Below are 22,142 nucleotides of genomic sequence, written 5' to 3' on the forward strand. Positions count from 1 at the left end.
CCCACACACAAACAACTTGACACGCTCCTGTAAATCGCTTCGTGGGAAATACGCATGCTTTCATCATCGCTGAAAACATGCTCAAGCCATGCACTAATGCGCCCAGGGGACCACCTGCGGGCAAGGCAATCGACCACTACACCCCGAAGCGTTGGGCTTTCATCGAGCTTGCGTAGTTTTGGCCGCACCATCCGACCAGCAGTAGAAACAGCAGCGTTGTGGGCGTTATACCGCAACTGCTCTTCGCCGTCTTCACCGATAATCTTCCACCCATTACGGGTGATTTCACGGGCGACAACACTGTGGTGCCGATTGATTTTCTGCGCGATGGCACGTGCCGAATCACCGACACGACATCCCGCTTCAATAGCCATTCCGACCGCAAGGCCAAAGCCCAGGTGGAAACCGCGCAGGAGAGCAATCACCGCAACGGGTCGTACACCAAGACCGTCAATTCTGGCTACGGCGCGGTGGAAGTGACCGTGCCCAGGGATCGTGCCGGCACGTTTACTCCCCGGATGGTGCCCAAGGGCGCACGCCGGCTCACAGAACTCGACGACATGATCGTCTCGCTCTACGCCGGCGGGATGACAGTGCGCGATATCCAGCATCACCTCGCGACCACCCTTGGGGTGGATATGAGCCCGGATACGATCAGCACCATTACCGATGCGGTGTTAGACGAGGTCATGATCTGACAAAACCGCCAGCTCGACGAGTTTTACCCGGTGATCTTCCTCGACGCGCTACGCGTGAAAATCCGTGACGGCCACCACGTGGTCAACAAAGCCTGCTATATGGCGGTTGGTGTCGACATGGACGGCATCAAGCACATCCTGGGAATGTGGATCGCCGACAATGAAGGCGCTGCATTCTGGGCATCGGTGTGCGCGGATCTGGCCAACCGCGGTGTCCAGGACGTGTTCATTGTGTGCTGCGACGGGCTCAAAGGCTTGCCGGAAGCCGTGGAGGCAACCTGGCCGAATTCCATGGTGCAGACCTGCATTGTGCACCTGATTCGGGCTACGAACCGGTGGGTGTCGTATCAGGACCGCAAAGGTGTCTCCCGGGCGCTGCGTGAGGTCTACACGGCCGCAAACGAGGACACCGCCCGTGCCGCCTTGGATGCGTTCGAAGCCAGTGAACTGGGCCGGAAATACCCGCAGTCGGTCAAAGTCTGGCGCGACGCTTGGGAGCGGTTCGTGCCGTTTCTGCAGTTTCCGCCGGCGGTACGCCGGGTGCTCTACACCACCAATTCAATCGAGTCGCTGAATGCTGAACTGCGTAAAGCTACCCGCAACAGGGGCCAATTCCCGAACGATACCGCGGCGCAGAAAACGCTGTGGCTGATGATCTGCAACATCGAACAAGCGTGCCGCCCAGCGAGCGAAGAAAGCAAAGCGCAACATTGAGTGCAACGGCTATATTGAAGGAGCGAAAGCCACCGGGTGGAAACAAGCCATCAACCAACTAGCCGTGGCTTACCCCGACCGATTCGCGGACTACTTGTAAACCACCCCCCGCACACAAACAATCGGACACCCTCTGCCCGGTATGCGCCTGCTCGCGCGCGCAAGCCGCACACTTGGCGAATACCTAGGCCGCGCCGGATGGCCGCCCTCGGACCGCGACGCTGCGGCTGGCGAGGGAGCGGACCAGGGTCAGACCGAGGAGAGCGCCCTTGCCTTGATCTGGTCGAACTCCTGCTGGGTAATCGCTCCCGAGTCGAGAAGGGCCTTCGCCGAGGCGATCTCATCGGTCGGGCTCGATCCGGCGGAGCCGCCGGCGACGGACTTGATGTACTCATCCTGCCGCTGCTGGAGCTCCTGGCGCGCCTCGACCGCGCGGTCGGTCATCCCCCGACCTCGAACAAGCAGGTACGCGAGCATTCCGATGAACGGCAGCGCGAGGATGAACACCACCCACAGCGCCTTCGCGAAGCCGCCGAGGTCCTTGCTGCGGAAGAGATCTCCGAAGATCCACCACAGGGACATGAACCATGCGAAGAAGATGAAGAACTCGAACATGGCGAGTAGGAATGAGCCGTTGTCGTCGAACATTTGCTGACTGCCTCCTGACTGGATGGACGCTGGCCGAGCGGTCCACGCGGACCCCAGCGCACGACGGTTAGGAACAAGGACGTGCCCGGGCCGTAGCCGAACCATGTTAGCAGCTTTTCCTCACCAAGCGTGGTAGCCGGGTTGCGACGCGCTGACCGAGTTGGGCTGGTGAAGACGGGCCTGGGACTCCACGATTCGTAGCGACCAAGCAACGGATCGAGAGGAGTCCCAGGTGAGTGTTGAGGCTACCGTCCTGCCCGCTGCGATGCTCGGCATCTCGGGGTTGGTGGTGCTTGCCGTCGGTGAGTACGGCGGTGAGCTGGAGCTGTTGGTGGAGACCTCCGAGTCGGTGACCGGGTGCCCGCGGTGCGGGGTGGTCGCGGTGGCCCACGGCCGGCGTGAGCATCTGGTGCGTGACATCCCCTCGGCGGGGCGGCCGGTGCTGCTGGTGTGGCGCAAGCGGCTGTGGCGGTGCGCCGAACCGGCGTGCCCGCAACGTACCCGGTCAGTACACCTAATAAAGCGACGTCAGTGAAGCCTGCGACCACGCCCTACCATGCCCTGTTTATCTAAAGCGGCGCTAGGAAATCCATCAACGGCCTGAGTTTTCAACGGTGCTGGCATAACAGTATCTTTACCCAGCTTCTTGCCTGTATCTGGCATAGACACCACCGCCTCATCAGGCGTTCTGCGGTGTCGCTGCCGGCGTAATTGCGCATACCGTTGCTTCCTTATCCACTCATACACGGTAGAAGGATGCACACCGACAGCATCAGCCACAGTCTGACAGCTCTCACCAGCAAGCACTCGCTCCACGGCCTGGGCACGCTCATCAGGTGACAAACGTGCGCGTCTAGGCCGCACTTCGATTACACCAGCTTTCTTCAACCTGCTGTGAAGGACGCCAGTCGATAATCCAACAGTCTGTGCTGCTTGATTGATCGACATACCTGCACGCACCAACCCAACAGCCTCACGGACAAACGGATCACGCAGACGACTCGCACGCCTGCCAGGAGGTTCGACACCTCTAACCCTCAACCAACCGTAAACCGTATCGGGACCCACACCCACATCACGCGCAACCAGACAAACTGCCTCGCCTGCCACCACGCGCTCAATAGCAACATCCTTAACATCCTTCGGAGTCCAACGCGTCACAACTACCTCCCGGTCGAAGTGGCGCATTCACCCCTTGACAGCACGCAGGGACTTTCGGGGTGCAGGTCTGGGGAAATGCGGGGCAGGGGCCTTGCCGGGTCTAGCGCTTCTGGTACAGCGCGCTCTTGCGAGCAAAGACCGGGTCGGAGGTCACGAGCACGCCCAGGTTGCGGAAGATGCCTTCATCCACCGAGCCCAGGATGGTGGTGGTGTGCACGTCGCAGCCCTCGAGCTCCTTGAGTGCGTCGAGCGCGCGGCGCGCGTTCTCGTCCTTCGCCGCCGAGACCGACAGGGCGATGAGCACCTCGTCGGTGTGCAGGCGCGGGTTCTGAGACCCCAGGTGCTTGGTCTTCAGAGTCTGAATCGGCTCGATGGACTCCGGGGACAGCAGGTGGAGGTCGTCGTCAATGCCCGCCAGGTGCTTCAAGGCGTTGAGCAGGGTGGCCGCGGAGCAGCCCAGCAGCGGGGAGGTGCGGCCGGTGATAATGGTGCCGTCGTGCAGCTGCAGCGCCGACGCCGGCCCCTCGGTCTCCTCCGCCTTCGCCCGCGCCGGCAGCACCACCGGGCGGTCGGTGGACTTGATGCCGGCCTTGGCCATGACCACGGCCGCGCGCTCGGACTGGGTGGAGTCCAGTCCGTTGCGGGCCTCCTCCACCAGCGCCTTGAAGTAACGGCGAATGATCTCCTGCTTGGACGCATCGCGGCACACGGCGTCATCAGTGATGCAGAAGCCCGCCATGTTGACGCCCATGTCCGTCGGGGACTGGTACGGCACCGTGCCGGTCAGGCGCTCCAGCAGGGACTTGAGCAGCGGGAAGGCCTCGACGTCGCGGTTGTAGTTCACCGTGGACTCGCCGTGGGCGGAGAGGTGGAAGTGGTCGATAACGTTGGCATCGTTAAGGTCCACCGTCGCGGCCTCGTACGCCAGGTTCACCGGGTGATCCAGCGGGAGGTTCCAGATGGGGAAGGTTTCAAACTTGGCGTAGCCTGCCTGCACGTCGCGGACGTTCTCGTGGTAGACCTGCGACAACGCGGTGGCCAGCTTGCCGGAGCCCGGCCCCGGCGCGGTGACCACCACAAGGTCACGGGTGGTCTCCACGTAGTCGTTCTTGCCCAGCCCCTCTTCCGAGACAATGAGGTCGATGTTGGAGGGATAGCCCGGGATGACGCGGTGGCGCGCCACCTTAAGCCCCAGCCGCTCCAGGCGCTCAATGAACGCCTCGGCCTGGCTGTTGCCGTCCTCCAGCTGGGTCATGACGATGTTGTTGACCAAGAAGCCGCGGCCGCGGAAGACATCCACCAAGCGCAGCACGTCATCTTCATAAAGAATACCCAGGTCACCGCGCATCTTCTGACGCTCGATGTCCTTGGCGTTGATGCAGATCAGGATTTCCAGATCGTCCTTGATGCGCTCCAGCATGGCGATCTTGTTGTCCGGGGTGAATCCGGGGAGAACACGGGAGGCATGCATGTCATCAAAGAGCTTGCCGCCCATTTCCAGGTAGAGCTTGCCGCCGATCTCCTCCCGGCGGGCGTTGATGTGCTCCGACTGCAGTTCAATATATTTCTCACGGTCAAAACCGAGCGCGCGCCTCATAATGGGCCCTTCCGTCCAACGGGATAGTACTCATGAAGTCTACAGCAGCACCCCGACGTGGCCCGAACACCAAGGCCGCGTAAACTTTTCCCTATGCCTGAGGGACATGTCATTCACCGCCTCGCCCGCACGCTCAACGCCGACTTCCGCAGCGGCCCCCTGGCCGTGAGCAGCCCGCAGGGTAGGTTCGCCTCCGAAGCAGTGCTTGTCGACGGCTCCTCACTCACCCTCGCCGAGGCCTTTGGCAAACACCTCTTTATCCACTTCGACGCCGCGGATCCGCGCCACGTCATCTACATTCACTTAGGCCTCATCGGCTCCCTGCGCTTTGAGCCCGCAGCCGACGTGTGGGGCCAGATCCGCCTGCGCCTCGATAACGGAACCACGGCCGCGAACCTGCGCGGCCCGCAGTTCTGCACGCTCATCACGGAGGAGGACTACCAGGCCAAGGTGGCGAAGGTGGGCCAAGACCCTCTCCGCACAGACGCCGACCCGGATTCCCTCTGGGACCGCGTCCACGCCTCGCGGCGCAGCATCGGCGCCCAGCTCATGGACCAGGGCCTCTTCGCCGGGGTGGGCAACATCTACCGCGCCGAGGCCCTCTTCCGCCAGGAGCTCTCCCCCTTCATCCCCGGCACCCAGCTCGACCGCGCGGAGTTCGACGCCGTGTGGGAGGACCTGGTGGAACTCATGGACTACGGCGTTCAGCACGGCCGCATCGACACGGTCCGCCCCGCACACACCCCGGAGGCCATGGGCCGCGAGCCCCGCAAGGATGACCACGGCGGCGAGGTCTACGTCTACCGCCGTGCCGGCCAGCCCTGCCACGTGTGCGGCACCGAGATCCAGGAGAAGGTGATGCAGGGCCGCAACCTCTTCTGGTGCCCCACCTGCCAGGGCTAGACTCTTCGGGTATGCGCCCTGCTTATACCGTTGCCACCGTCCGCGCCGCCGAGGAGCGGCTGCTAGCCCAGCAATCAGAGCCAGATCAGCTCATGCGGCTGGCTGCCGCGGCGGTGGCGGATGCGGCCGGCACCATGCTGGCCGCGCGCCCCGGCGCGGTGCTCATCCTGGCCGGCCCGGGCGGCAATGGCGGCGATGGCCTCTACGCCGGCGCGCTCTTGGCTGAGCACGGCGTGGAGGTTCACGCGCTAGTCACCGACAAGCACCACGAACCGGCGCTGGCAGCCTTCCGCGCCGCGGGCGGCACGGTCCTTCCGTCAGACACCGAGCTGCCGTCAGGCTGCGCGCTGCTTATCGACGCCATCGCGGGCCTCGGCTCTGCCCGGGGTTTGAGCGGCACCGCGCTTTCGCTCTACCGCCGCGCCACTTCTGCCGGGGCCGCAGTTCTAGCCGTCGACGTGCCCACCGGCGTCGATGCCGACACGGGAGTCTGCGCTGCGGATGCCGTCCACGCCGATGTCACCGTCACCTTCGGTTACCCGCGCTTGGGCCACGCGCTGGCCGCCGAGTGCGGGCAGGTTGTGGTCGCTGACCTGCATCTTCCCGGCGAAGTGCCTTCCTTCGCCGAAACCCTGGCTGACCTCGATGAACCCGCCGGCTTCCTTGCCCACGAACCTACGGTGGTCTCGCCGTACGCGTGGAACCAGGGTGGACCCTGGCCGGTTGGCTGCACCGGCCCCATCACCGATCCCACCCCGGGTGCGCACTCCGATAAGTATTCCGGGGGCGTCGTCGCCCTGGCTGCTGGCAGCGAGACCTATCCGGGTGCGGGAATTCTCTGCGCCACCGCGGCGGTACGGGCCACGCCGTCGATGGTGCGCTTCATCGGTGACAACACCATTACCTCGCTCCTCCCAGAGCTGGTCTGCCACCCAGATGTCGCCTCCGCCGGGCGCGCCCAGGCGTGGGTCGTGGGCCCCGGCCGAGGCACCGACTCCGCGGCGGCCAGCGAACTGCGCAAGGTATTGGCGCAGGGCCTGCCCACCGTTATCGATGCCGACGCCCTCACGCTTCTGGCGCGCAACACCTCCCTGCGCCAGAAAGTCACCAACCACCCGATGACCATCCTCACCCCGCACGAGGGCGAGTTCACCCGCCTCTTTGAGGCCACCTTCTCAACTGAGCCGTCCGCCGCGTGGGGTGATGCCCTCCACCAGCTTTCTGAGGAACTGAACAGCATCATCCTGCTCAAGGGCCGTCTGACCCGCGTCACTGCCCCGGGCCAGCCGCTTTATTCCTTCAACGCCGGCCACTCCTTTGCCGCGACCCCGGGTTCCGGGGACGTGCTCTCCGGGATCCTCGGAGCAGTCATCGCCCAGCTTTCGGCCAACTCTCCCGCCGCGTCCCCAGCCGAAGTCATCATGGAGGTCCTCCACGCCGGGGCCATCCACGCTCACGCGGCAGCCATCGCGGCCGAGACCCCCGACGGCTTCGCCCCCTGCTCCGCCTCCCAGATTGCCGCGGCCATTCCACGGGCCATCGCGCGGCTCCTCAACGCGAAGCGTTAGCTCCGTGGCCCGGCGCTAGCCCTGTGATGTCTATGGAGTTTTTGGACACGGAGTCTAATGGATTTTTGGACGGGGAGTCCAGATAGTTTTTGGTCACGGAGTCCAAAGACTTCCTTGTCGTGATGTCTCAAGACTTTTTGGACAGTCGGTGGGTTGGAATACCAAGATGGCTATTTCAACCCATCTCCGCAAGAAAATAGCGGACTTCGACCCAGTAAGAGACGGACGAACCGTCACCCAATTCTGCAAGGATATTGGCGTATCTCGCCAAACCTATGCCAACATCAAACGCCGCGTTGAACAACGCGGCCGTGCAGGCATCCTGCCTGACTCCACCGCCCCGCATTCCCCAGCCAGAATCTACGATGATCACCTTCGTCAGAAAGTCATCACAGCTCGATCAGTGCTCAAGGCCCAGGGACGTGACTATGGCCCGTGGTCAATCTATTACTACCTCATTGATGACCTTGGTTTAGAGCACCCACCGGCACGGTCTACGATTGCGCTTTGGCTCCACGAAGCTGGTGTTGCTGAGGCCAATGCCCGTAAACGTCCTCGTAAAAGCTATAAACGCTGGGCACGCGATAAAGTCGATGAGCTGTGGCAACTCGACGGGTTTGTCTACCGACTCTTTGACACTCCACATACCCAGATCACTATCTACCAGCTGGTTGATGATGCCAGCCGGTTTGATCTGGGCTCACAAGCCTTCGCCGCCAAAGAAAACGGATTCGATGCTCGCACTACCTTGGCCGCAGCAATAGAAACGTATGGTCGCCCGCAGGAACTTTTGACCGATAACGGTGAAGCTTTTGCCACCTATCACCGGGGCCGATTGTCCGATACCGAGCGCTGGCTCGCCGCCCAAGGTATCTGGTCCATTGCAGGTTTTGGCCCGCAAACCCAAGGCAAAGATGAACGCTCGCATCAAACCATGACCAAGTTTCTCGATGCACGCCAACCTACGACACTTCAGCACGTCCAACAGCTGTTGGACGACTACCGCGAGTTTTACAACACCAGGCGCCGCCATCAAGGCCTGCTAGTCGGCAAAATGCACATCACTCCAGTGGGGTTGCCCGCAAATCGTGGACACGTAGTGGAGCTACCTAGTGGTTAGGCAGCTATTTCTTTTCTACTGGTGGTTAGACCAATGTGGTTTTCGAAGTCGACGGGGCTGACCATCCCGAGTGCAGAGTGCCGGCGTCGGCGGTTGTAGACGACTTCAATCCAGTAGGCAACGGCCTTGCGTGCAGCATCACGGGTCGCCCAGCGCTGCCGGTCATAGAATTCAGTCTTTAGCGTCGACCAGAACGACTCAGCCATCGCGTTATCGAAGCACACACCAGTACGCCCCACAGACTGGGCAATGCCCAGGTTGCGGCAGACCTCCCAGAGCTTCTCACTGGTAAATTGCGTTCCGCGGTCAGCGTGAAACACCAGCCCATCAGGAACATCACCGCGTAGCGTATGCGCCATCCGCAGGGCCCGTTCAACCAGGTGTGTGTCTTGAACGCTATCCATAGCCCAGCCCAGTACCCTGCGGGAATGACCATCGCGGACCGCGCACAAGTACAACCAGCCCTCACCGGTGCGCAGGTAGGTAATATCTGACATCCACACTCGGTTGAGCTGACCAGTATCAAACATGCGCTTGACCAGGTCAGGAAGAGTTGACTTACGCTTGGCTTGAATCGTTGTCACCGGGACAAAGGCACGCGGTGAAATCCCTTCAATGCCCATCATGCGCATCCGTTTAGCCACAGTCTTGCGATTCAAGGTGATCTGGTAGCGCTCGGCAAGCTCTGCGGTGATCCGCGGAGCACCATAAACCTCATCGGAGTCTTTCCAAATCTGATGAATCTTTCGGTCAACATCATCGTAAAATGCTGCCCGATCATCTTCGCCGGATAGTCGTTTCTGCTGCGCATGGGCCCATTTGTAGTATCCAGACCGAGATACTTTTAATAGTCGTGCCATGCGCTTGATGCTGTAGTTCGCCTTCTCCTGCTGCATTAGTTCGAACTTTTCTGCTCGCGTTGCTTCGCGGCGAAGAAGGCTGTCGCTTTTGACAAAAACTCGTTATCCATCTTGGCTTCTGCCAGCTCCCGGCGCAGACGAGCATTCTCAGCTCGGAGGTCAGCCTCGCTCATCCCATCGGAGGATCCTCGGCGTTCACGTTCGAGTTTGACCCACCGGCCCAAAAGCCCGGCGGAAACACCGATTTCCTTAGCCACATGAGCGATCGGTCGCTCTGACTCGATTACCAGGTTCGCGGCTTCACGCCGGTACTCCGGCGTGTACTTCTTGCGCTGTTGACTCACAATGAACATCCTCTCTTACGGACACAAGATCCGTACAAATAGGGTGTCCACTAAACGAGGGTAACCTCACCAGCCCAAGCCCGTGAGCACTTCGCCCACGCTCAATCCCCAACACAACCCATTGACCCGGATCTGCTGTGGGCCAAGATTGTGAAGTCATACCGGGATACACACTCAGAAAGCGCGATACACCACGAGCATCGTATCGAGAATGGGGTTAAAGAGGCGATGGCGCCGGTTGTGGGAGAAGTTGCAGCTTCTCCCACAACCATCGATGACGATAACGAACCAATCCAGCAAGAATCATCTCCTACCGTCAGTCCCACCGTAGACGGTCTATCCGCCCAGTCAAGCAACGCCTGGGGTATCCCCGACACACTGTGGATCAACAAAAGCGGAGTGGTGCGCATCCTGGGCTATGGATTCTATGTAGGACTCCGGTTTAAAAACCGGCTCATATACAGCCACGTTACCGATGACACCGCTGAGTTCTTCACTGATCATGATGGTGAAGCACTGTTTTCATTCCCACTGCCCATCAAGCTACTTGAGCGTCCAGCCGGCGGACAGATCAACATCGGGCATGTCGAAGGAATGTGGCACCGCCGGCCACCAGAGATCAAACCAATCCTGTCGCGTCCGCGCCCGTCGAGACGAAAGAAACCATAACCGGTAAGACGAGCTAGAGACTGTCCAAAAACACCAAAGACTCCCTGCCCAAAAAGCAGGGAGACTCCACGTCCAAAAAGTCATTGGACTCCTAGCCCAAAAAGTTACTGGACTCCGTGTCCAAAAAGTCCATGGACATAACAGGCCCGGCGCTAGCCCGGCGCTAGCCCGGCGCTAGCCCGGCGCTAGCTCCGCAGCAAGGTACGTTTCGATCAAATAGCACCCCAAGAATTCGAAGATCTGGGACCTTATTTGATCGATCCGTACCTAGCCGCCACCGTGTAAGTACGTTTTCGCAACGAAGTCCTCGAATTTCGCGATTTTCGGACCACTATCTACGAAAACGTACCGTGGCGCGGCGCAGAATACCGGATGCGGTACCTACAGACTTGCGCATGAGCCCGCGTGGGCCCACCGCCACCGTGCCGCGGCGCAGCGAGGTGTTTTCCCACGGCCATGTCATTCCGGCCCAGGCTGCCATGACGGCGAGGGTCTCCACCGCGATGTAGCCGGGCCAGGGGCCGAACAAATTGATGATGGAAGGGCTGCCCGGCGCGTGATTGAGGAAGCCGTAGTTGCCGTCGGTCTTGGCATTGACTGCCATGGCGATTGCCATCCACACGGGCGTGACCTTGACAGCGAAGCGGTAGCCCTTCCACGTCGGCCGGTAGCCCAGGCCAAAGGTCAAGCCCAGCGGCACGGCCAGTGCCACGATGTGGAAGAACCAGTAGGTAGCAAAGCGCAGCCAGCGTGGGGAGAAGTAGTAGATGACGTCCGGGGTGATGATGGCCTGCGGGTTAAGGATGATGCCCCAGAAGTACGTCAGGGTCAGCGCGTGCTCGTTGCCGGTGATAAGTCCCAGCGCCAGGATGGGACGCAGCACATCGCACAGGTGCAGAGGGAGGGACTCGCGGATGTCGAATTGCTTCGGGTCCAGGGAGATGACCGTCCACGCGGTTCCCAGCACCAGCAGGGCCCAGCCCACCATCTGGCGGGCAAACTTTTCGCGGCTGGTGCCCCGCACGCGGCGCGCGGCCACGATGAAGATTCCGCAGGCGGCAACGGTGATGGCCAGCATGAGCGCATGCAGCGGGGTCCACTGCTGCATGCGCTCATAATCGGTCGGGGTTACGCGGGGGCGTCGGGGGCGAAGCATATCGGGATAACAATGTACTCGGTGCCGGCCCCGCGCGGGCGCCCAGCGGGGAATTAGTTCCTTGAATTAACTACTGGGGGCGACCGATGGGGGTATTTAGGCCGCCACGTCGGCGTACGCGGACAGCTTTCCGTCCTTGACCTCCACGACGCGGTCAGCGTAGTCGAGCAGGCTGCGGTCGTGCGTGATGAACAGCGTGGCGGTGCCGAAATCATCGGTGACACCGCGCAGGAGCTTGGCAATCTCGCGGGAGAGCTGGGAGTCGAGGGCAGAGGTGGGTTCGTCGGCAAGCAGCACGGAAGGCTGGCCCATGAGCGCGCGCGCAATGTTGACGCGCTGGCGCTGCCCGCCGGAGAGCTGGTTCATGCGGCGGTTGCCCAAGCCCTCCAGGCCCACGAAGCGGAGCAGCTCATCGGCGCGGTCCTGGCGCGGCTTTGTGCCGGCGATGTGGTCGATGATGAGCAGCTGCTCGCGGGCAGTCAGGGACGCCAGGAGGTTGGCCTGCTGGAAGATAAGGCCGCGGGTGCCGTGCATCTCAACAGTTCCGGAGTCCGGCTCGATGAGGCCAGCCGCCACGGAGAGCAGGGTGGACTTGCCGGAGCCGGATTCGCCGATCACGGCGGTGAGCTCGCCGGGCCGCACATCCAGGCTCACGCCGTCGAGGGCGGTGATGCGGGACTGGCCGTCCGGGTAGGTGACCACGACGTCGCGGAGGGACAGGGCGGGAGAAGTAGTGCTAGTCATTAGGCGTTGCCTCCTAGGGCATCGAGCGGGTTGATCTTGCTAACGCGGCGGGTGGCCAGGAAGGCGCCGGCGATGCCGAGCAGCCAGATTCCCAGCGCGGGGACGATGACGGTCATCACGGAGACCTCGAAGGGCACGGTTCCCTGCGCCGCTAGGCCGAGCAGCCAGCCGACGAGCGCACCGGCCGCAACCCCGGCGGCCAGGATGATCGCGGCCTGGGCAATCGCGTCCTTGAGCAGGTAGGTCACGCTCGCGCCGAGGGCCCGCAGGATGGACAGGTCGCGGGTGCGCTGGATGGTCCAGATGCTCAGGAAGGCGATGGTGACCAGCGCGGAGATGCCGTAAAGGAAGGCCTGCATGGTCAGCAGCGAGCCGCGCTCAGAGCTGTACGCCGGGAGGCCAGACAGCGCCTTGCCCATGGACACGGAGGTCTCCGTCGGGGCGTCGGTAAGCAGCGCCACGCCCACCACGCCATCCGCGACGTGGGAGACCTGCTGCCACGTGGTGGTGGACACCCACACCACCGGGGAATGCGAGTAGTACTCATCCGGCACCGCGCCGCGCACGTCCAGGTCGACGCCGCCGAGGGTGCCCTCTGCGGGCGAGCTCAGGGACTCATCGAGGGACTGGCTGAGCACCATGCCGCGGTCCGGGACCAAGGTATCGGTGCCGGGGATTTGCGTACCGGCCGGCAAGCCCAGGACGGCCACGCCGCCCTCGCCTTCCAGCTTGGTCTGGGTCGCACCCAGCGGCAGCCCACCGGCGGACACCTCGTCGGCGTGGATCTCGGACTCCGTGAAGGACGGCTCCTCAGTGGAAAAGGTCACGTTCGGAGTCTGGGCGGCCAGCGCCTCGAGCGCAGAGGTATTTTGCTTAGACAGGCCTTGGGTGAGGCCGGACAGCATAACGAGCAACAGCGTAATTAGGGCCACGACGCCGCCGATCAGGAAGAAACGACCGCGGGCGGTGACTATCTCTCTCAATGCAAGGAACATGGTATTCATACTGGTCGCGGGCGCGCGGAAAGTAATCGGGCACCTAGTTGAACCTCCAGTCAACCAGTCGGTTGATTCGCGCTCCCCCACCTAGGCGATAGGCTGGTGCGTCGTGATGATGCGCACCAGCCTGTGGACCGTTGGCCTCCACGTCATGTTCGGATTCCTGCTGGTCTTCGGCGTGCTTCGCGCCTGGGCCGATAGCCGCCTCGATGCCCGCGTGCTCGGGCTCTCCGTGGCGCTCGCGGTGGTCTATGCGGCCTTGGCGGCCTACTCCGCCCGCCGGCGCGTATCCCCCGTGCCCACCACCCTGTGGCTCGCGGCGCTGTGCATCCTGTGGATCGGGCTCATGGTCCACGCCCAGGACTTCATGTGGCTGGAATTCCCGCTGGTCTTCGTCTTTGTGCACGCCCTGCCCTTCTGGCCGGGCCTTATGGCCAGCGGAGTGCTGTGGGCCATCGCCGCCTTCATCCCCGCGTGGCTGCACCCCCAGTTCTGGACTGCCGCCGCGGCCATTGGTCCCTTCATCGGCACGTGCTTCGCCGTGGCGGTCTACCATTCGGCCCGCAAGATCCAGGCGGAGGCGACGCACCACGCGGCTGTGGCCAAGCAGCTGCAAGAAACCCAGGAAGAACTGGCCGCCAGCGAGCATCAGGCCGGCCGCTTGGAGGAGCGCGAGCGCCTCTCCCGCGAGATCCACGACACCGTAGCGCAGGGGCTTTCCTCCATCGTGCTGCTCAGCCGCGCCGCCAAGAACACCACGGATCCGGCGGAGACCACCGCCCAGCTCGAGCTCATTGAGAAGGTGGCGCGGGACAACCTGGCGGAGGCCCGCCGCTTTGTGAAGGAGCTGGCCGCGCCGACCTCCACGCTGGATGAAGGGCTGCGCGCGCTGGTGGACGAGCTGCAGGCCCAAGCCACCGGTCTGGGCGTGAGCACCCGCTTCGACCTCAAGCTGCTGGGCAGCGCCCACGTGCCTGCCGAGTACACGCACGTGCTGCTGCGCTGCGCGCGCGAGGGGCTGACCAACGTGATGAAGCACGCGCACGCCGACCGCGCGGTGGTCACCCTTGCTTCCTACCAGGACGCGGTGACTCTCGACGTCGTCGATGACGGCGACGGCATCGACAGCCCCCGCGGCTTCGGCCTGACGGGCCTGGAGCAGCGCGTTCGCCGCGTGGGCGGGGAAGTCCAGGTAGAATCCTCCCCTGCTGGTACCGCGCTGGCGGTGCGCATCCCGCTGCGTCCGGCCGAGACCCCTCACGACCACTGAAGGAGGCAACGATGGTCACCGTCATGCTCATTGATGACCACCCCGTGGTCCGCGCCGGGCTGCGCGCGATCCTCAACACGTTCCACGACATTGAGGTGGTGCTCGAGGGCTCCGACGGCTCCGCGGTGGAACAACTCGCGGATGCGGATGCCCCGGCTATCGACGTTGTGGTGTGTGACATCCAGATGCCCGGCGTCGATGGCATCGCCGCTACCCGGCGCGTGCGCGAGCTTGACGGCCCGCCGGTGCTCATCTTGACCACGTACGACACGCAGGCGGATATCCTTGCCGCGGTGGAGGCCGGGGCCTTGGGCTACCTGCTCAAGGACGCCCCCGAGGAAGCCCTGCACACCGCGGTGCTCGATACCGCGCAGGGCAAGCGGACCCTCGCGCCGGAGGTGGCCAACCTGCTGGCGGAGCGCCTTACCCAGCCGGATACGGCGCTGTCTGCCCGCGAACTCGAGCTGCTCCAGGCCCTGGCCACGGGCGAGTCCAACAAGCAGATTGCCAAGCGCCTGTTCATCTCCGAGGCCACCGTCAAGACACACCTCATTCACATCTATCAAAAGCTCGGCGTCGATACCCGCACCGCAGCGGTCTCCGCCGCCCGCGAACGCAAGCTCATTTAAGTAGATATGCATACCTTCGACTGCATCGTCGTCGGCGGCGGCCAATCCGGCCTGGCCACCGGCTATTACCTGCGCCGTAAGAAGCTGGACTTTACCATCCTGGACGCCAACCCCGCCCCCGGCGGCGCGTGGCAGCACGTGTGGGAGTCCCTGACCCTCTTTAGTGATTCGGCCTCCTCTGCCCTGCCGGGCTGGCCCATGCCGCACCACTCGGGCTTCCCGCCGGCCGCCCACGTGGTGGACTATCTCACCCGCTACGAGCAGCGCTACGACCTGCCGGTTCAGCACGGGGTGACCGTAGACACCGTAGACGCAGTGCTTGCCCCCGCCCCCTTCTTCCACCTCACCACCTCCCACGGTGAGTTCCGCGCCCGCACGGTCGTAGCCGCCACCGGCACGTGGACCGCGCCCTTTATCCCCTACTACCCCGGCGCGTTTGCCGGCCGCCAGTGGCACACGGCCACCTATCCGGGTCTTACTCCATTTCTCTCCGCGGACCGGTCGGACCGGCGCTGCGCGGTGGTCGGGGCGGGCAACTCCGGGGCGCAGATCGCCGCCGAGCTCGCCCTCGCCGGGGTGGACACGGCATGGTACACCCCGCACCCGCCGCGCTGGATGCCGGATGACGTGGACGGTCGCGTGCTCTTTACCCGCAACCGCCAGCGGCTTCTGGCCCAGCTGCGCGGCGAGCCAGACCCGGGCCCTGTCTCCGACCTGGGAGATATCGTCATGGTCCCGCCAGTCCTGCGGGCGCGTGATGCGGGCCTCCTGCGCGCTTCGCCGATGTTTGAGTCGCTCAGTGAACTTCATGGAGTCACCGACCTCATCTGGGCCACCGGCTTCCGGCCCGCCCTGCGCCCGTTCGCCGGCCTGTTGAAAGACGGAAAGCCCACGGTGGAAGGCTTCTTCCCCGTGGGCTATGGCTCGTGGACCGGACCGGGCTCGGCCACGATTACGGGCGTATCGCCCTTCGCGCGCGAGACCGCCCGGCGCGTGGCTGAGCTGGTCTCCCGCGGCCAGTAAATCACGTCAGCAACACCGCCGCGCCCAGCGCGACCACGGCAACCGCCAGCACGAAGCCCAGGCGGTTGAGCACCTTCATGCGCTTGTCCAGGCTGAGCCGCCGCATCAGCAGCGCGCCGATGACCGCGCCCACGGTGTTGTAGATGAGGTCGTCGACATCGCTAAAGCCCAGGGCAAAGACGTACTGCGTGGCCTCAATGCCCATGCTCAGCGCCGCGCTGGCGGCCACCGCCGGCAGCAGCCTGCCGCGCGTGGCCACGCAGAGGGCTGCGGCGAGCGGCACGAACAGTGCGATGTTGCCGAACATGTCGGTCCACCCGCCGTACCACACCGAGGCGGTCTCGAAACCGGTGAACGGAACGAGGTTAACGTCGCGCACCGCGTGGGCGGTGCCGTCGACCACGCCCGGGATGTGCATAAAGGGCTTGCCCAGCGTGGCCAGCACCACGGTGGGTAGCGCCAGCGCGGTGACCAGGAGGGCGTCGCGAAGCGTGTGCTCTTGCGGCGCCGCCGGGGCCAGGCGGTTGTGCGGGCGTGTAAGTGTCGTGGTCATGGCTCTGACAGTATCGGCGGTTTCTGGGTGGTGCCAGGGGCGTTCGCTGGCAAAACGCTGCATCACATTGTCGGTACCATGGTGGCCATGAGCACACTGATTGTCACCCGTACCGAATCCGGCGTTTCCCACTCCTTCCAGGACGAACCAGTCCTGGCGGAGGGAGACACGCTGGTCAACGTCCAGCACTCTTCCCTCAATTACAAGGACGCGATGGCCCTGGAGGGCGACAAGGGTGTGATGCGCATCGACCCGCTGGTTCCTGGCATCGACGTCGTGGGAACGGTGGCAGAGTCCACGGATGAGCGCCTCTCCCCCGGCCAGCTCGTCGCCGCTTTTGGCGACGGCCTGGGGGAATTCCGCCACGGCGGCTACACCACCCAGCAGCGCGTCAACGGTGAGGCCACCATCCCGGTTCCGGAGCGCTTTACCGCGTTCGACGCCGCCGCTATCGGCACCGCCGGCTACACTGCGGCCATCTGCGTGAACCAGCTGCGCACCCACGGCACCACGGAGGGCCACATCCTGGTCACCGGCGCCACGGGCGGCGTGGGCTCCATCGCCGTGCAGCTGCTCAAGTCCGCCGGCTACGAGGTCACCGCGGTGACCGGCCGCGTGGAGTCCCAATCGGAGTACCTCACCACGCTGGGGGCGGACCACGTCCTCGACCGCGCAGCGCTCTCCGAGACCGGCCGTCCGCTGCAGAAGGCGCTGTACGACGGCGCCGTGGACACCGCCGGTTCCACCGTCCTGGCCAACGTTCTGGCGCAGGTGCGCTGGGGCGGCGTGGTTGCCGCCACCGGCATGGCTGCAGGCCCGGATCTGCCCGCCTCGGTGCTCCCCTTCATCCTGCGCGGCATCGTGCTGGCTGGCGGCAACTCCGTCGACGCGCCGCGTGCGGTGCGTGAGGCCGCCTGGCAGCTTCTCGACGAACACTTGGACCTCGAACTGCTGCACTCCATCACGGAGACGGTGCCGCTGGCCGAGGTCGCGGATGCTGCCCGCGAGCTGCGGGCCGGCACCCGCCACGGCCGCACGGTGGTGGAGATTTAATTGCGCTAGTGAACGCGGTGCGACAGGGCTTCGTCACCCGTGCCGGGGGCGGAGCCCAGCTCACCCGAAGTGTCATTGTCGTTGCCCTTTCTTAGTAGTGGTTATTTCTGGCCCGACACAGGCACAGCATTGTGGCCTGCGCTTTCGGTGGCGGTGTCTGCCGTCTGACCTGCAGCAAGCCGGTTCGGGGTACCAGCAGGATGATGCCCAACACGGCCCACCCGAAGAGCCCAATCTGGATGGAGGAGTATCCCTCGTATCCTTCCCTCGCGATAGTGATGATCTCATTGACAAGGAAGTAGATCAGCAATAGCGGGGTAGCGATGAAGGTCAGGACCTGCCAGAATCCGCTGACCTTAAGGTGAGAGACTGCATTGAGGTGCTACTGGATCTCGTTGCGGCGGCCGGTAATCCAGCCCACGACCACCAGTGCGCAGATGGAGCCAAAGACGATACCCAGGTTGTTGGTGAACTTATCCATGATGTCCAACGTGATCTACGACTACTCCGAGTAAGCCGCACCCCGGCCCGCCCTACTCCGGGACCACGAAGCGGTAGCCTAAACCGGGCTCCGTTAATAAGAAGGCCGGGTGGGCCGGGTCATCCTCCAGCTTGCGGCGCAGTTGAGAGGTGTAGATGCGCAAGTAGTGGCTCTGGCCCTCAAAGCCTGGCCCCCAAATTTCGGCGAGCAAGTCTTCCTTGCGCACCAAGCCACCACGAGCCCGCAGCAAGGTCGTGAGCAGCCCCCATTCAGTGGGCGTCAAGTGCAGCGGTTCGCCGCTTTTCGTGATGGAATGGCGAGGCACGTCAATGACCACGTCGCCTGCCTGCACGACGGTGACCTCTGAGCGCTGGGCAAACTGCTGTGGATTACCGTGGCGCAGTGCCACCCGCACGCGCGCGAGTAGTTCTTCCATGGAGAAGGGCTTTGTCACGTAGTCATCCGCGCCCCTGTCCAAAGCCGCGGCGCTAAAGAGCGGATCGGAGCGTGCCGTCAGGATGATCACCGGAACCGCGGACCATCCCCGGATACCTTCGAGCACCGTGGAGCCATCCATGTCTGGCAAACCCATGTCAAGAATGACGACATCGGGCTGTGTCTGCGACACCGCCTGCAGGCCTTGGGCGCCGGTCGTGGCGGGATGTACCTCGTAGCCGCGCGCCTTGAAGTTAATGCTCAGGGCGTTGAGCAGGCGCGGGTCATCATCAATGATGACAATGCTGGTTTTCTTGCTCGTCATGTATGTTCTCCTCCCGCAGCTGGGAAACTCAGCGTAAACGTTGCGCCGGGAGTGGTATCGACCTCGATACTACCGCTCATGGCCTCCACAAACCCCCGCACGACGGACAACCCGAGCCCGACGCCGTTCTCGTTGCTCGTATCCCCCAAACGCTGGAAGGCCGTGAACAACTCCTCCTGCTTTTCGGGCGGAATACCCGGCCCTTCGTCCGTGACGCTGAGCTCCACGCGCTCCTCCACGACCCGGGCGCTCAGCATCACCTCCCCCGTCGGCGCATACCGCAGGGCGTTGTCGAAGAGGTTAGCCAACACGCGCTCCAAGAGCGTGGCATCCGCACAGCAGGTCACCCCGCGCAGGTTGGGCGCCAACTGAATACGGCGGATTTCTTCACGGGTGTGTCCGAAGGCGCACGAGGCAATGGCGCGGTTGGCCACCTCTTCCACCTGTACCGTCTCCCGGCGCGCCGTGATAGCTCCGGCCGTGAGCCGCGAATAGTCCAACAGGTTGGTCACCAGCCCGGTCAGCTCTTCGATACTCGCAGCAGTCTCTGCCAAGAGCATCTCCCGGTCCTGGGCGCTGAACTCAATGTCGGCATTGCGCAGCGATGATACCGCCAACTTGGCTGTCGCCAGCGGGGTGCGCAAATCATGGCTCACACTGGACAGGAGCGCGCGGCGCAGCTCATCCGCAGCGGCGATGGCGTCTGCCCGGGCGGCTTCAGCGGCGAGGCGCTCGCGGCGAACGATACCCGCGAGATACCCCGTGACCACGGTGACGAGCCCGCGATCGCGAGCAGACAGGGCGGGCCCTTCCATCCGCAGCTGCACCGTCCTATCTTCACTGGCCACTACCGTTTCTACCCACTGCTGAGTCCGTGGTTTCGCCGGAATGCGCACGTGCGTGGACGTGCGCTCGGCGACAGGCGCGCGCCACGTCGCGAGGCTATCTCCTTCAGCATCGAGCAACACGGCCGTGTGGCAGCCAAAGGCCTCCCCTACCTTGCGCATGACAACATCCTTCGGTGAGACGTCCGCGCGGCGGTTCAGCGCAGCACGAGAAAACACCGTGAGCAGCTCTGCATCGCGCGCGGCGACGGCCGCGTTGGTGCGATCGATTTTTGCCCGGCGCACCAGCATGCCCACGGCCAAGGCGATGGCCACCATGACCACGACGATGACAGCATTGGCAGGCTCCGCAATATCGAAGGTGTACAGCGGCTCAGTAAAATACCAATTCACCGCCAAGCCTGAGGCTATTGCCACCGCCACCGCGGGCCACAGCCCCGCGACGAGGCTGACCAGCAGGATGAGAGCGAAGTAAAACGCCGAACACGTGCCAGTTCCCAGCTCTGCACCATCAATCGCGACGAGCAGCGCTGTCAGCCCCACAAAACCCACAACTGAGCCGAGCCAGGCGATGGCACGTTGTGGGAATGGCCGGAACGGGTGCAGCAGGCGTGTTAAAGGAAGGGGTTTGTCCGGCGGCAGGTTGATGATGTGGCAGTCGATCGTGCCCGACTCCCGCAATACCGCCTCAGCCACGGTGCCATGCCAGTGCACGCCCCACCGCCGGCGGGGAGAAACCCCAAGAACCAACTGGGTGGCGTTGACACTGCGCGCAAAGTTAAGCAGTGCCTCCGGGACCGAATCACCCGTGACCTGATGCAAGCGCGCGCCCACGTCGTTGGCCAAGGTCTGCAACCTCGCCAGCTGTCGCGCGGATCCCGCTACAGAGGACGTACCCGAGGCAAAAGAATCACCAAAGACCACGTGCACCACGTGCAGCTCCGCCGAGGATTTCGTCGCGATGCGGCGCCCGCGGCGAATGAGGGTTTCCGCATGCGCCACGTTCTGGATAGCCACCACGACGCGCTCGCGCGCCTCCCACGTCTCTGTAATTTTCTGGTCAGAGCGGTAGGTAATGAGCGCCTCGTCGACTTGGTCTGCCAACCACAGCAAGGCCAGCTCACGCAGCGCGGTGAGGTTTCCCACACGAAAATAATTGCTCAGGGCCGGTTCGATACGGGCCTCCCGGTAGACCTGCCCGTCCCTCAGACGGGTTCGCAACAGCTGCGGGGAAACGTCGACAAGCTCAATCTCATCTGCGGCCCGCACCACCTCATCCGGCACTGTTTCCTGCGGCGCAATGCCTGTAATCTGCTTGATGACGTCATTAAGGCTCTCTACGTGCTGGATATTCAACGTTGATATCACGTCGATTCCGGAATCCAGAATCTCTTCAACGTCTTCCCACCGCTTCTTGTGCTCCTCATCGCGGGGGTTGGAGTGCGCGAATTCGTCGACAAGCGCAATGTCCGGGTGCCTGTCGATGACAGCCGCAGTATCCATTTCACCCGCGGACAGCCCTTCGACGGTCCGCCGGGGAATAACCTCAAGGCCCTCGCACAGAGCCTTCGTGTAGGCGCGCCCGTGGTCTTCCACGATGCCCACTACAACGTCGCGCCCGTGGTCTCTTAGCGTGTGCGCCTCATTGAGCATGGCGCAGGTTTTGCCCGCGCCGGGCGCGGCACCCAGGAGAATCTTCAAGGTACCGCGTTTGCGCCGCGGGGCGGGTGCGCTTGCTTCGGTCATCATTGCTTCATCTTAAGTGCTCGTATGAACTCATCTTTATGCACACGGCGTCGGCGTGGGCAGCGACATGTTGAGTGTCGTCACATTGACCGCATCTTCGCCCAAGAATCCAAGGCTGGCGTGCTCAGTGTTATCCGCGATGAGTTGTTCTACTTCTTCCACGCTCAGGCCCTGTTCGCGGGCCACGCGCGGGGCCTGCAGCGCCGCGTATTCGGGACTGATGCCGGAATCCACGCCGGAGCCGGAGCCGGTGAGGGCATCGGCCGGTACCTCCTCCGGGCTCACGCCCTCCCGCTGGGCAATGCTCTCTCGACGTTCCGTGATGGACTTCTCCAGCTCGGAACTGCTCGTGCCGTAGTTGCTCATGCCTTCCGCACGAGGGAAGAAGTACGGCCCATCCGTGAGCCCATCCTGAATCTGGCTGGAGCCCACGAGGCACTCGCCCTGGTAAATAAGGTTGCCGTCGGCGGAATCCGGTGTGATGCGAGAAATCGCCCAGACGGCCGCCGGATAGGCCATGCCGAGTGCAACGACGCACAAGAACACAGCGACGAATCCGGCGATGAGGTTACGCATGTAGACACGCATTGAACTGTCCTTTA

At 63.3% G+C, this 22,142-nt stretch carries 19 protein-coding genes and 4 pseudogenes; 10 read left to right on the forward strand and 13 right to left on the reverse strand.

Annotated features, from left to right (window positions below):
• Positions 1–20: 20 nt before the first annotated feature.
• Positions 21–374, reverse strand: a pseudogene (locus ACLI1P_RS12615) (transposase); the annotation flags it as partial.
• 42 nt (positions 375–416) lie between these two features.
• Between ACLI1P_RS12615 and ACLI1P_RS12620 the strand changes: the two are divergent.
• Positions 417–1,512, forward strand: a pseudogene (locus tag ACLI1P_RS12620) (IS256 family transposase); the annotation flags it as partial.
• Positions 1,513–1,661: 149 nt separating this feature from the next.
• On the opposite strand, the gene ACLI1P_RS12625 reads toward ACLI1P_RS12620, so the two are convergent.
• Positions 1,662–2,165, reverse strand: coding sequence for an SHOCT domain-containing protein (locus ACLI1P_RS12625; RefSeq protein WP_411709054.1), 504 nt, complete (start codon positions 2,163–2,165; stop codon positions 1,662–1,664).
• Positions 2,166–2,292: 127 nt separating this feature from the next.
• On the opposite strand from ACLI1P_RS12625, the gene ACLI1P_RS12630 reads away from it, so the two are divergent.
• Positions 2,293–2,595 carry a transposase family protein gene (locus ACLI1P_RS12630; protein WP_034991509.1) on the forward strand — a complete coding sequence of 101 codons (303 nt, stop codon included), beginning with the start codon at positions 2,293–2,295 and terminating at the stop codon, positions 2,593–2,595.
• Here the strand turns inward: ACLI1P_RS12630 and ACLI1P_RS12635 are convergent.
• The 3 genes and pseudogenes from ACLI1P_RS12635 to ACLI1P_RS12645 all read right to left on the reverse strand — a co-directional run.
• Positions 2,595–2,779 (reverse strand): annotated as a pseudogene (locus tag ACLI1P_RS12635) (IS30 family transposase); the annotation flags it as partial. The gene ACLI1P_RS12630 and the pseudogene ACLI1P_RS12635 sit on opposite strands and share 1 nt — an antisense overlap.
• A gap of 19 nt (positions 2,780–2,798) precedes the next feature.
• Positions 2,799–3,248: pseudogene (locus ACLI1P_RS12640) on the reverse strand (helix-turn-helix domain-containing protein); the annotation flags it as partial.
• A gap of 73 nt (positions 3,249–3,321) precedes the next feature.
• Complete coding sequence (locus tag ACLI1P_RS12645; RefSeq protein ID WP_411709055.1) at positions 3,322–4,818, reverse strand: DUF1846 domain-containing protein; 1,497 nt, start codon at positions 4,816–4,818, stop codon at positions 3,322–3,324.
• A 93-nt stretch (positions 4,819–4,911) separates the two neighbouring features.
• Here ACLI1P_RS12645 and ACLI1P_RS12650 point away from each other — a divergent pair, with 93 nt between their 5' ends.
• The 3 genes from ACLI1P_RS12650 (at position 4,912) to ACLI1P_RS12660 (ending at position 8,409) form a co-directional block, all read left to right on the forward strand.
• The gene (locus ACLI1P_RS12650; RefSeq protein ID WP_411709056.1) at positions 4,912–5,721 is read left to right on the forward strand and encodes an Fpg/Nei family DNA glycosylase; all 810 of its coding nucleotides are present in this window, start codon (positions 4,912–4,914) and stop codon (positions 5,719–5,721) included.
• A gap of 11 nt (positions 5,722–5,732) precedes the next feature.
• The gene (locus ACLI1P_RS12655) at positions 5,733–7,289 is read left to right on the forward strand and encodes an NAD(P)H-hydrate epimerase (protein ID WP_306507886.1); all 1,557 of its coding nucleotides are present in this window, start codon (positions 5,733–5,735) and stop codon (positions 7,287–7,289) included.
• 166 nt (positions 7,290–7,455) lie between these two features.
• Complete coding sequence (locus ACLI1P_RS12660) at positions 7,456–8,409, forward strand: integrase core domain-containing protein (protein ID WP_411708718.1); 954 nt, start codon at positions 7,456–7,458, stop codon at positions 8,407–8,409.
• On the opposite strand, the gene ACLI1P_RS12665 is transcribed toward ACLI1P_RS12660, so the two are convergent.
• Positions 8,406–9,622 (reverse strand): IS3 family transposase gene (locus tag ACLI1P_RS12665; protein ID WP_115021451.1). Its coding sequence is split into 2 segments (ribosomal slippage): positions 8,406–9,361 and positions 9,361–9,622, totalling 1,218 coding nucleotides; the frame shifts between segments, so codons are not numbered across the junction. The two genes, ACLI1P_RS12660 and ACLI1P_RS12665, sit on opposite strands and share 4 nt — an antisense overlap.
• Before the next feature lie 219 nt (positions 9,623–9,841).
• On the opposite strand from ACLI1P_RS12665, the gene ACLI1P_RS12670 reads away from it, so the two are divergent.
• Positions 9,842–10,282, forward strand: a complete 441-nt coding sequence (locus tag ACLI1P_RS12670; protein WP_411708719.1) for a hypothetical protein — start codon at positions 9,842–9,844, stop codon at positions 10,280–10,282.
• A gap of 331 nt (positions 10,283–10,613) precedes the next feature.
• Here the strand turns inward: ACLI1P_RS12670 and ACLI1P_RS12675 are convergent, their stop codons facing one another.
• The 3 genes from ACLI1P_RS12675 to ACLI1P_RS12685 all read right to left on the reverse strand — a co-directional run bounded on the left by ACLI1P_RS12675 (position 10,614) and on the right by ACLI1P_RS12685 (position 13,177).
• On the reverse strand, positions 10,614–11,438 hold the full coding sequence (locus ACLI1P_RS12675; RefSeq protein ID WP_408929781.1) for a TIGR02206 family membrane protein: 825 nt from the start codon (positions 11,436–11,438) through the stop codon (positions 10,614–10,616).
• Between the two features lie 96 nt (positions 11,439–11,534).
• The gene (locus ACLI1P_RS12680; protein WP_296133975.1) at positions 11,535–12,182 is read right to left on the reverse strand and encodes an ABC transporter ATP-binding protein; all 648 of its coding nucleotides are present in this window, start codon (positions 12,180–12,182) and stop codon (positions 11,535–11,537) included.
• Entirely contained in the window at positions 12,182–13,177 is a 996-nt protein-coding gene (locus ACLI1P_RS12685) for an FtsX-like permease family protein (protein ID WP_411709057.1), read from the reverse strand. The genes ACLI1P_RS12680 and ACLI1P_RS12685 overlap by 1 nt, the downstream gene beginning before the upstream one ends.
• Before the next feature lie 115 nt (positions 13,178–13,292).
• Here ACLI1P_RS12685 and ACLI1P_RS12690 point away from each other — a divergent pair, with 115 nt between their 5' ends.
• From ACLI1P_RS12690 to ACLI1P_RS12700, 3 genes are read left to right on the forward strand one after another with little or no spacing between them, the layout of a single operon-like run.
• Positions 13,293–14,450, forward strand: a complete 1,158-nt coding sequence (locus ACLI1P_RS12690; RefSeq protein WP_411709726.1) for a sensor histidine kinase — start codon at positions 13,293–13,295, stop codon at positions 14,448–14,450.
• Positions 14,451–14,461: 11 nt separating this feature from the next.
• Positions 14,462–15,079: a response regulator gene (locus tag ACLI1P_RS12695; protein ID WP_411709058.1), complete on the forward strand. Its 618-nt coding sequence runs from the start codon at positions 14,462–14,464 to the stop codon at positions 15,077–15,079.
• Positions 15,080–15,085: 6 nt separating this feature from the next.
• Entirely contained in the window at positions 15,086–16,102 is a 1,017-nt protein-coding gene (locus tag ACLI1P_RS12700; RefSeq protein WP_411709059.1) for an NAD(P)-binding domain-containing protein, read from the forward strand.
• Between the two features lies 1 nt (position 16,103).
• Here ACLI1P_RS12700 and ACLI1P_RS12705 read toward each other — a convergent pair whose 3' ends face one another.
• Positions 16,104–16,655 (reverse strand): VanZ family protein, encoded by a 552-nt coding sequence (locus ACLI1P_RS12705; protein WP_408929784.1) that lies wholly within the window; start codon positions 16,653–16,655, stop codon positions 16,104–16,106.
• An 87-nt stretch (positions 16,656–16,742) separates the two neighbouring features.
• Here ACLI1P_RS12705 and ACLI1P_RS12710 point away from each other — a divergent pair, with 87 nt between their 5' ends.
• Positions 16,743–17,708: an acryloyl-CoA reductase gene (locus tag ACLI1P_RS12710; protein WP_408929785.1), complete on the forward strand. Its 966-nt coding sequence runs from the start codon at positions 16,743–16,745 to the stop codon at positions 17,706–17,708.
• 533 nt (positions 17,709–18,241) lie between these two features.
• Here the strand turns inward: ACLI1P_RS12710 and ACLI1P_RS12715 are convergent.
• The 3 genes from ACLI1P_RS12715 to ACLI1P_RS12725 are packed head-to-tail and all read right to left on the reverse strand — an operon-like array spanning position 18,242 to position 22,128.
• The gene (locus tag ACLI1P_RS12715; protein ID WP_296133962.1) at positions 18,242–18,949 is read right to left on the reverse strand and encodes a response regulator; all 708 of its coding nucleotides are present in this window, start codon (positions 18,947–18,949) and stop codon (positions 18,242–18,244) included.
• Positions 18,946–21,543: an ATP-binding protein gene (locus ACLI1P_RS12720; protein ID WP_411709060.1), complete on the reverse strand. Its 2,598-nt coding sequence runs from the start codon at positions 21,541–21,543 to the stop codon at positions 18,946–18,948. Before ACLI1P_RS12720 ends, ACLI1P_RS12715 begins: the two co-directional genes overlap by 4 nt.
• A 33-nt stretch (positions 21,544–21,576) precedes the next feature.
• Complete coding sequence (locus ACLI1P_RS12725) at positions 21,577–22,128, reverse strand: potassium-transporting ATPase subunit C (protein ID WP_411709061.1); 552 nt, start codon at positions 22,126–22,128, stop codon at positions 21,577–21,579.
• Positions 22,129–22,142: the final 14 nt, after the last annotated feature.

The sequence above is a fragment of the Corynebacterium tardum genome (genome assembly GCF_046717785.1).
Lineage (GTDB): Bacteria > Actinomycetota > Actinomycetes > Mycobacteriales > Mycobacteriaceae > Corynebacterium.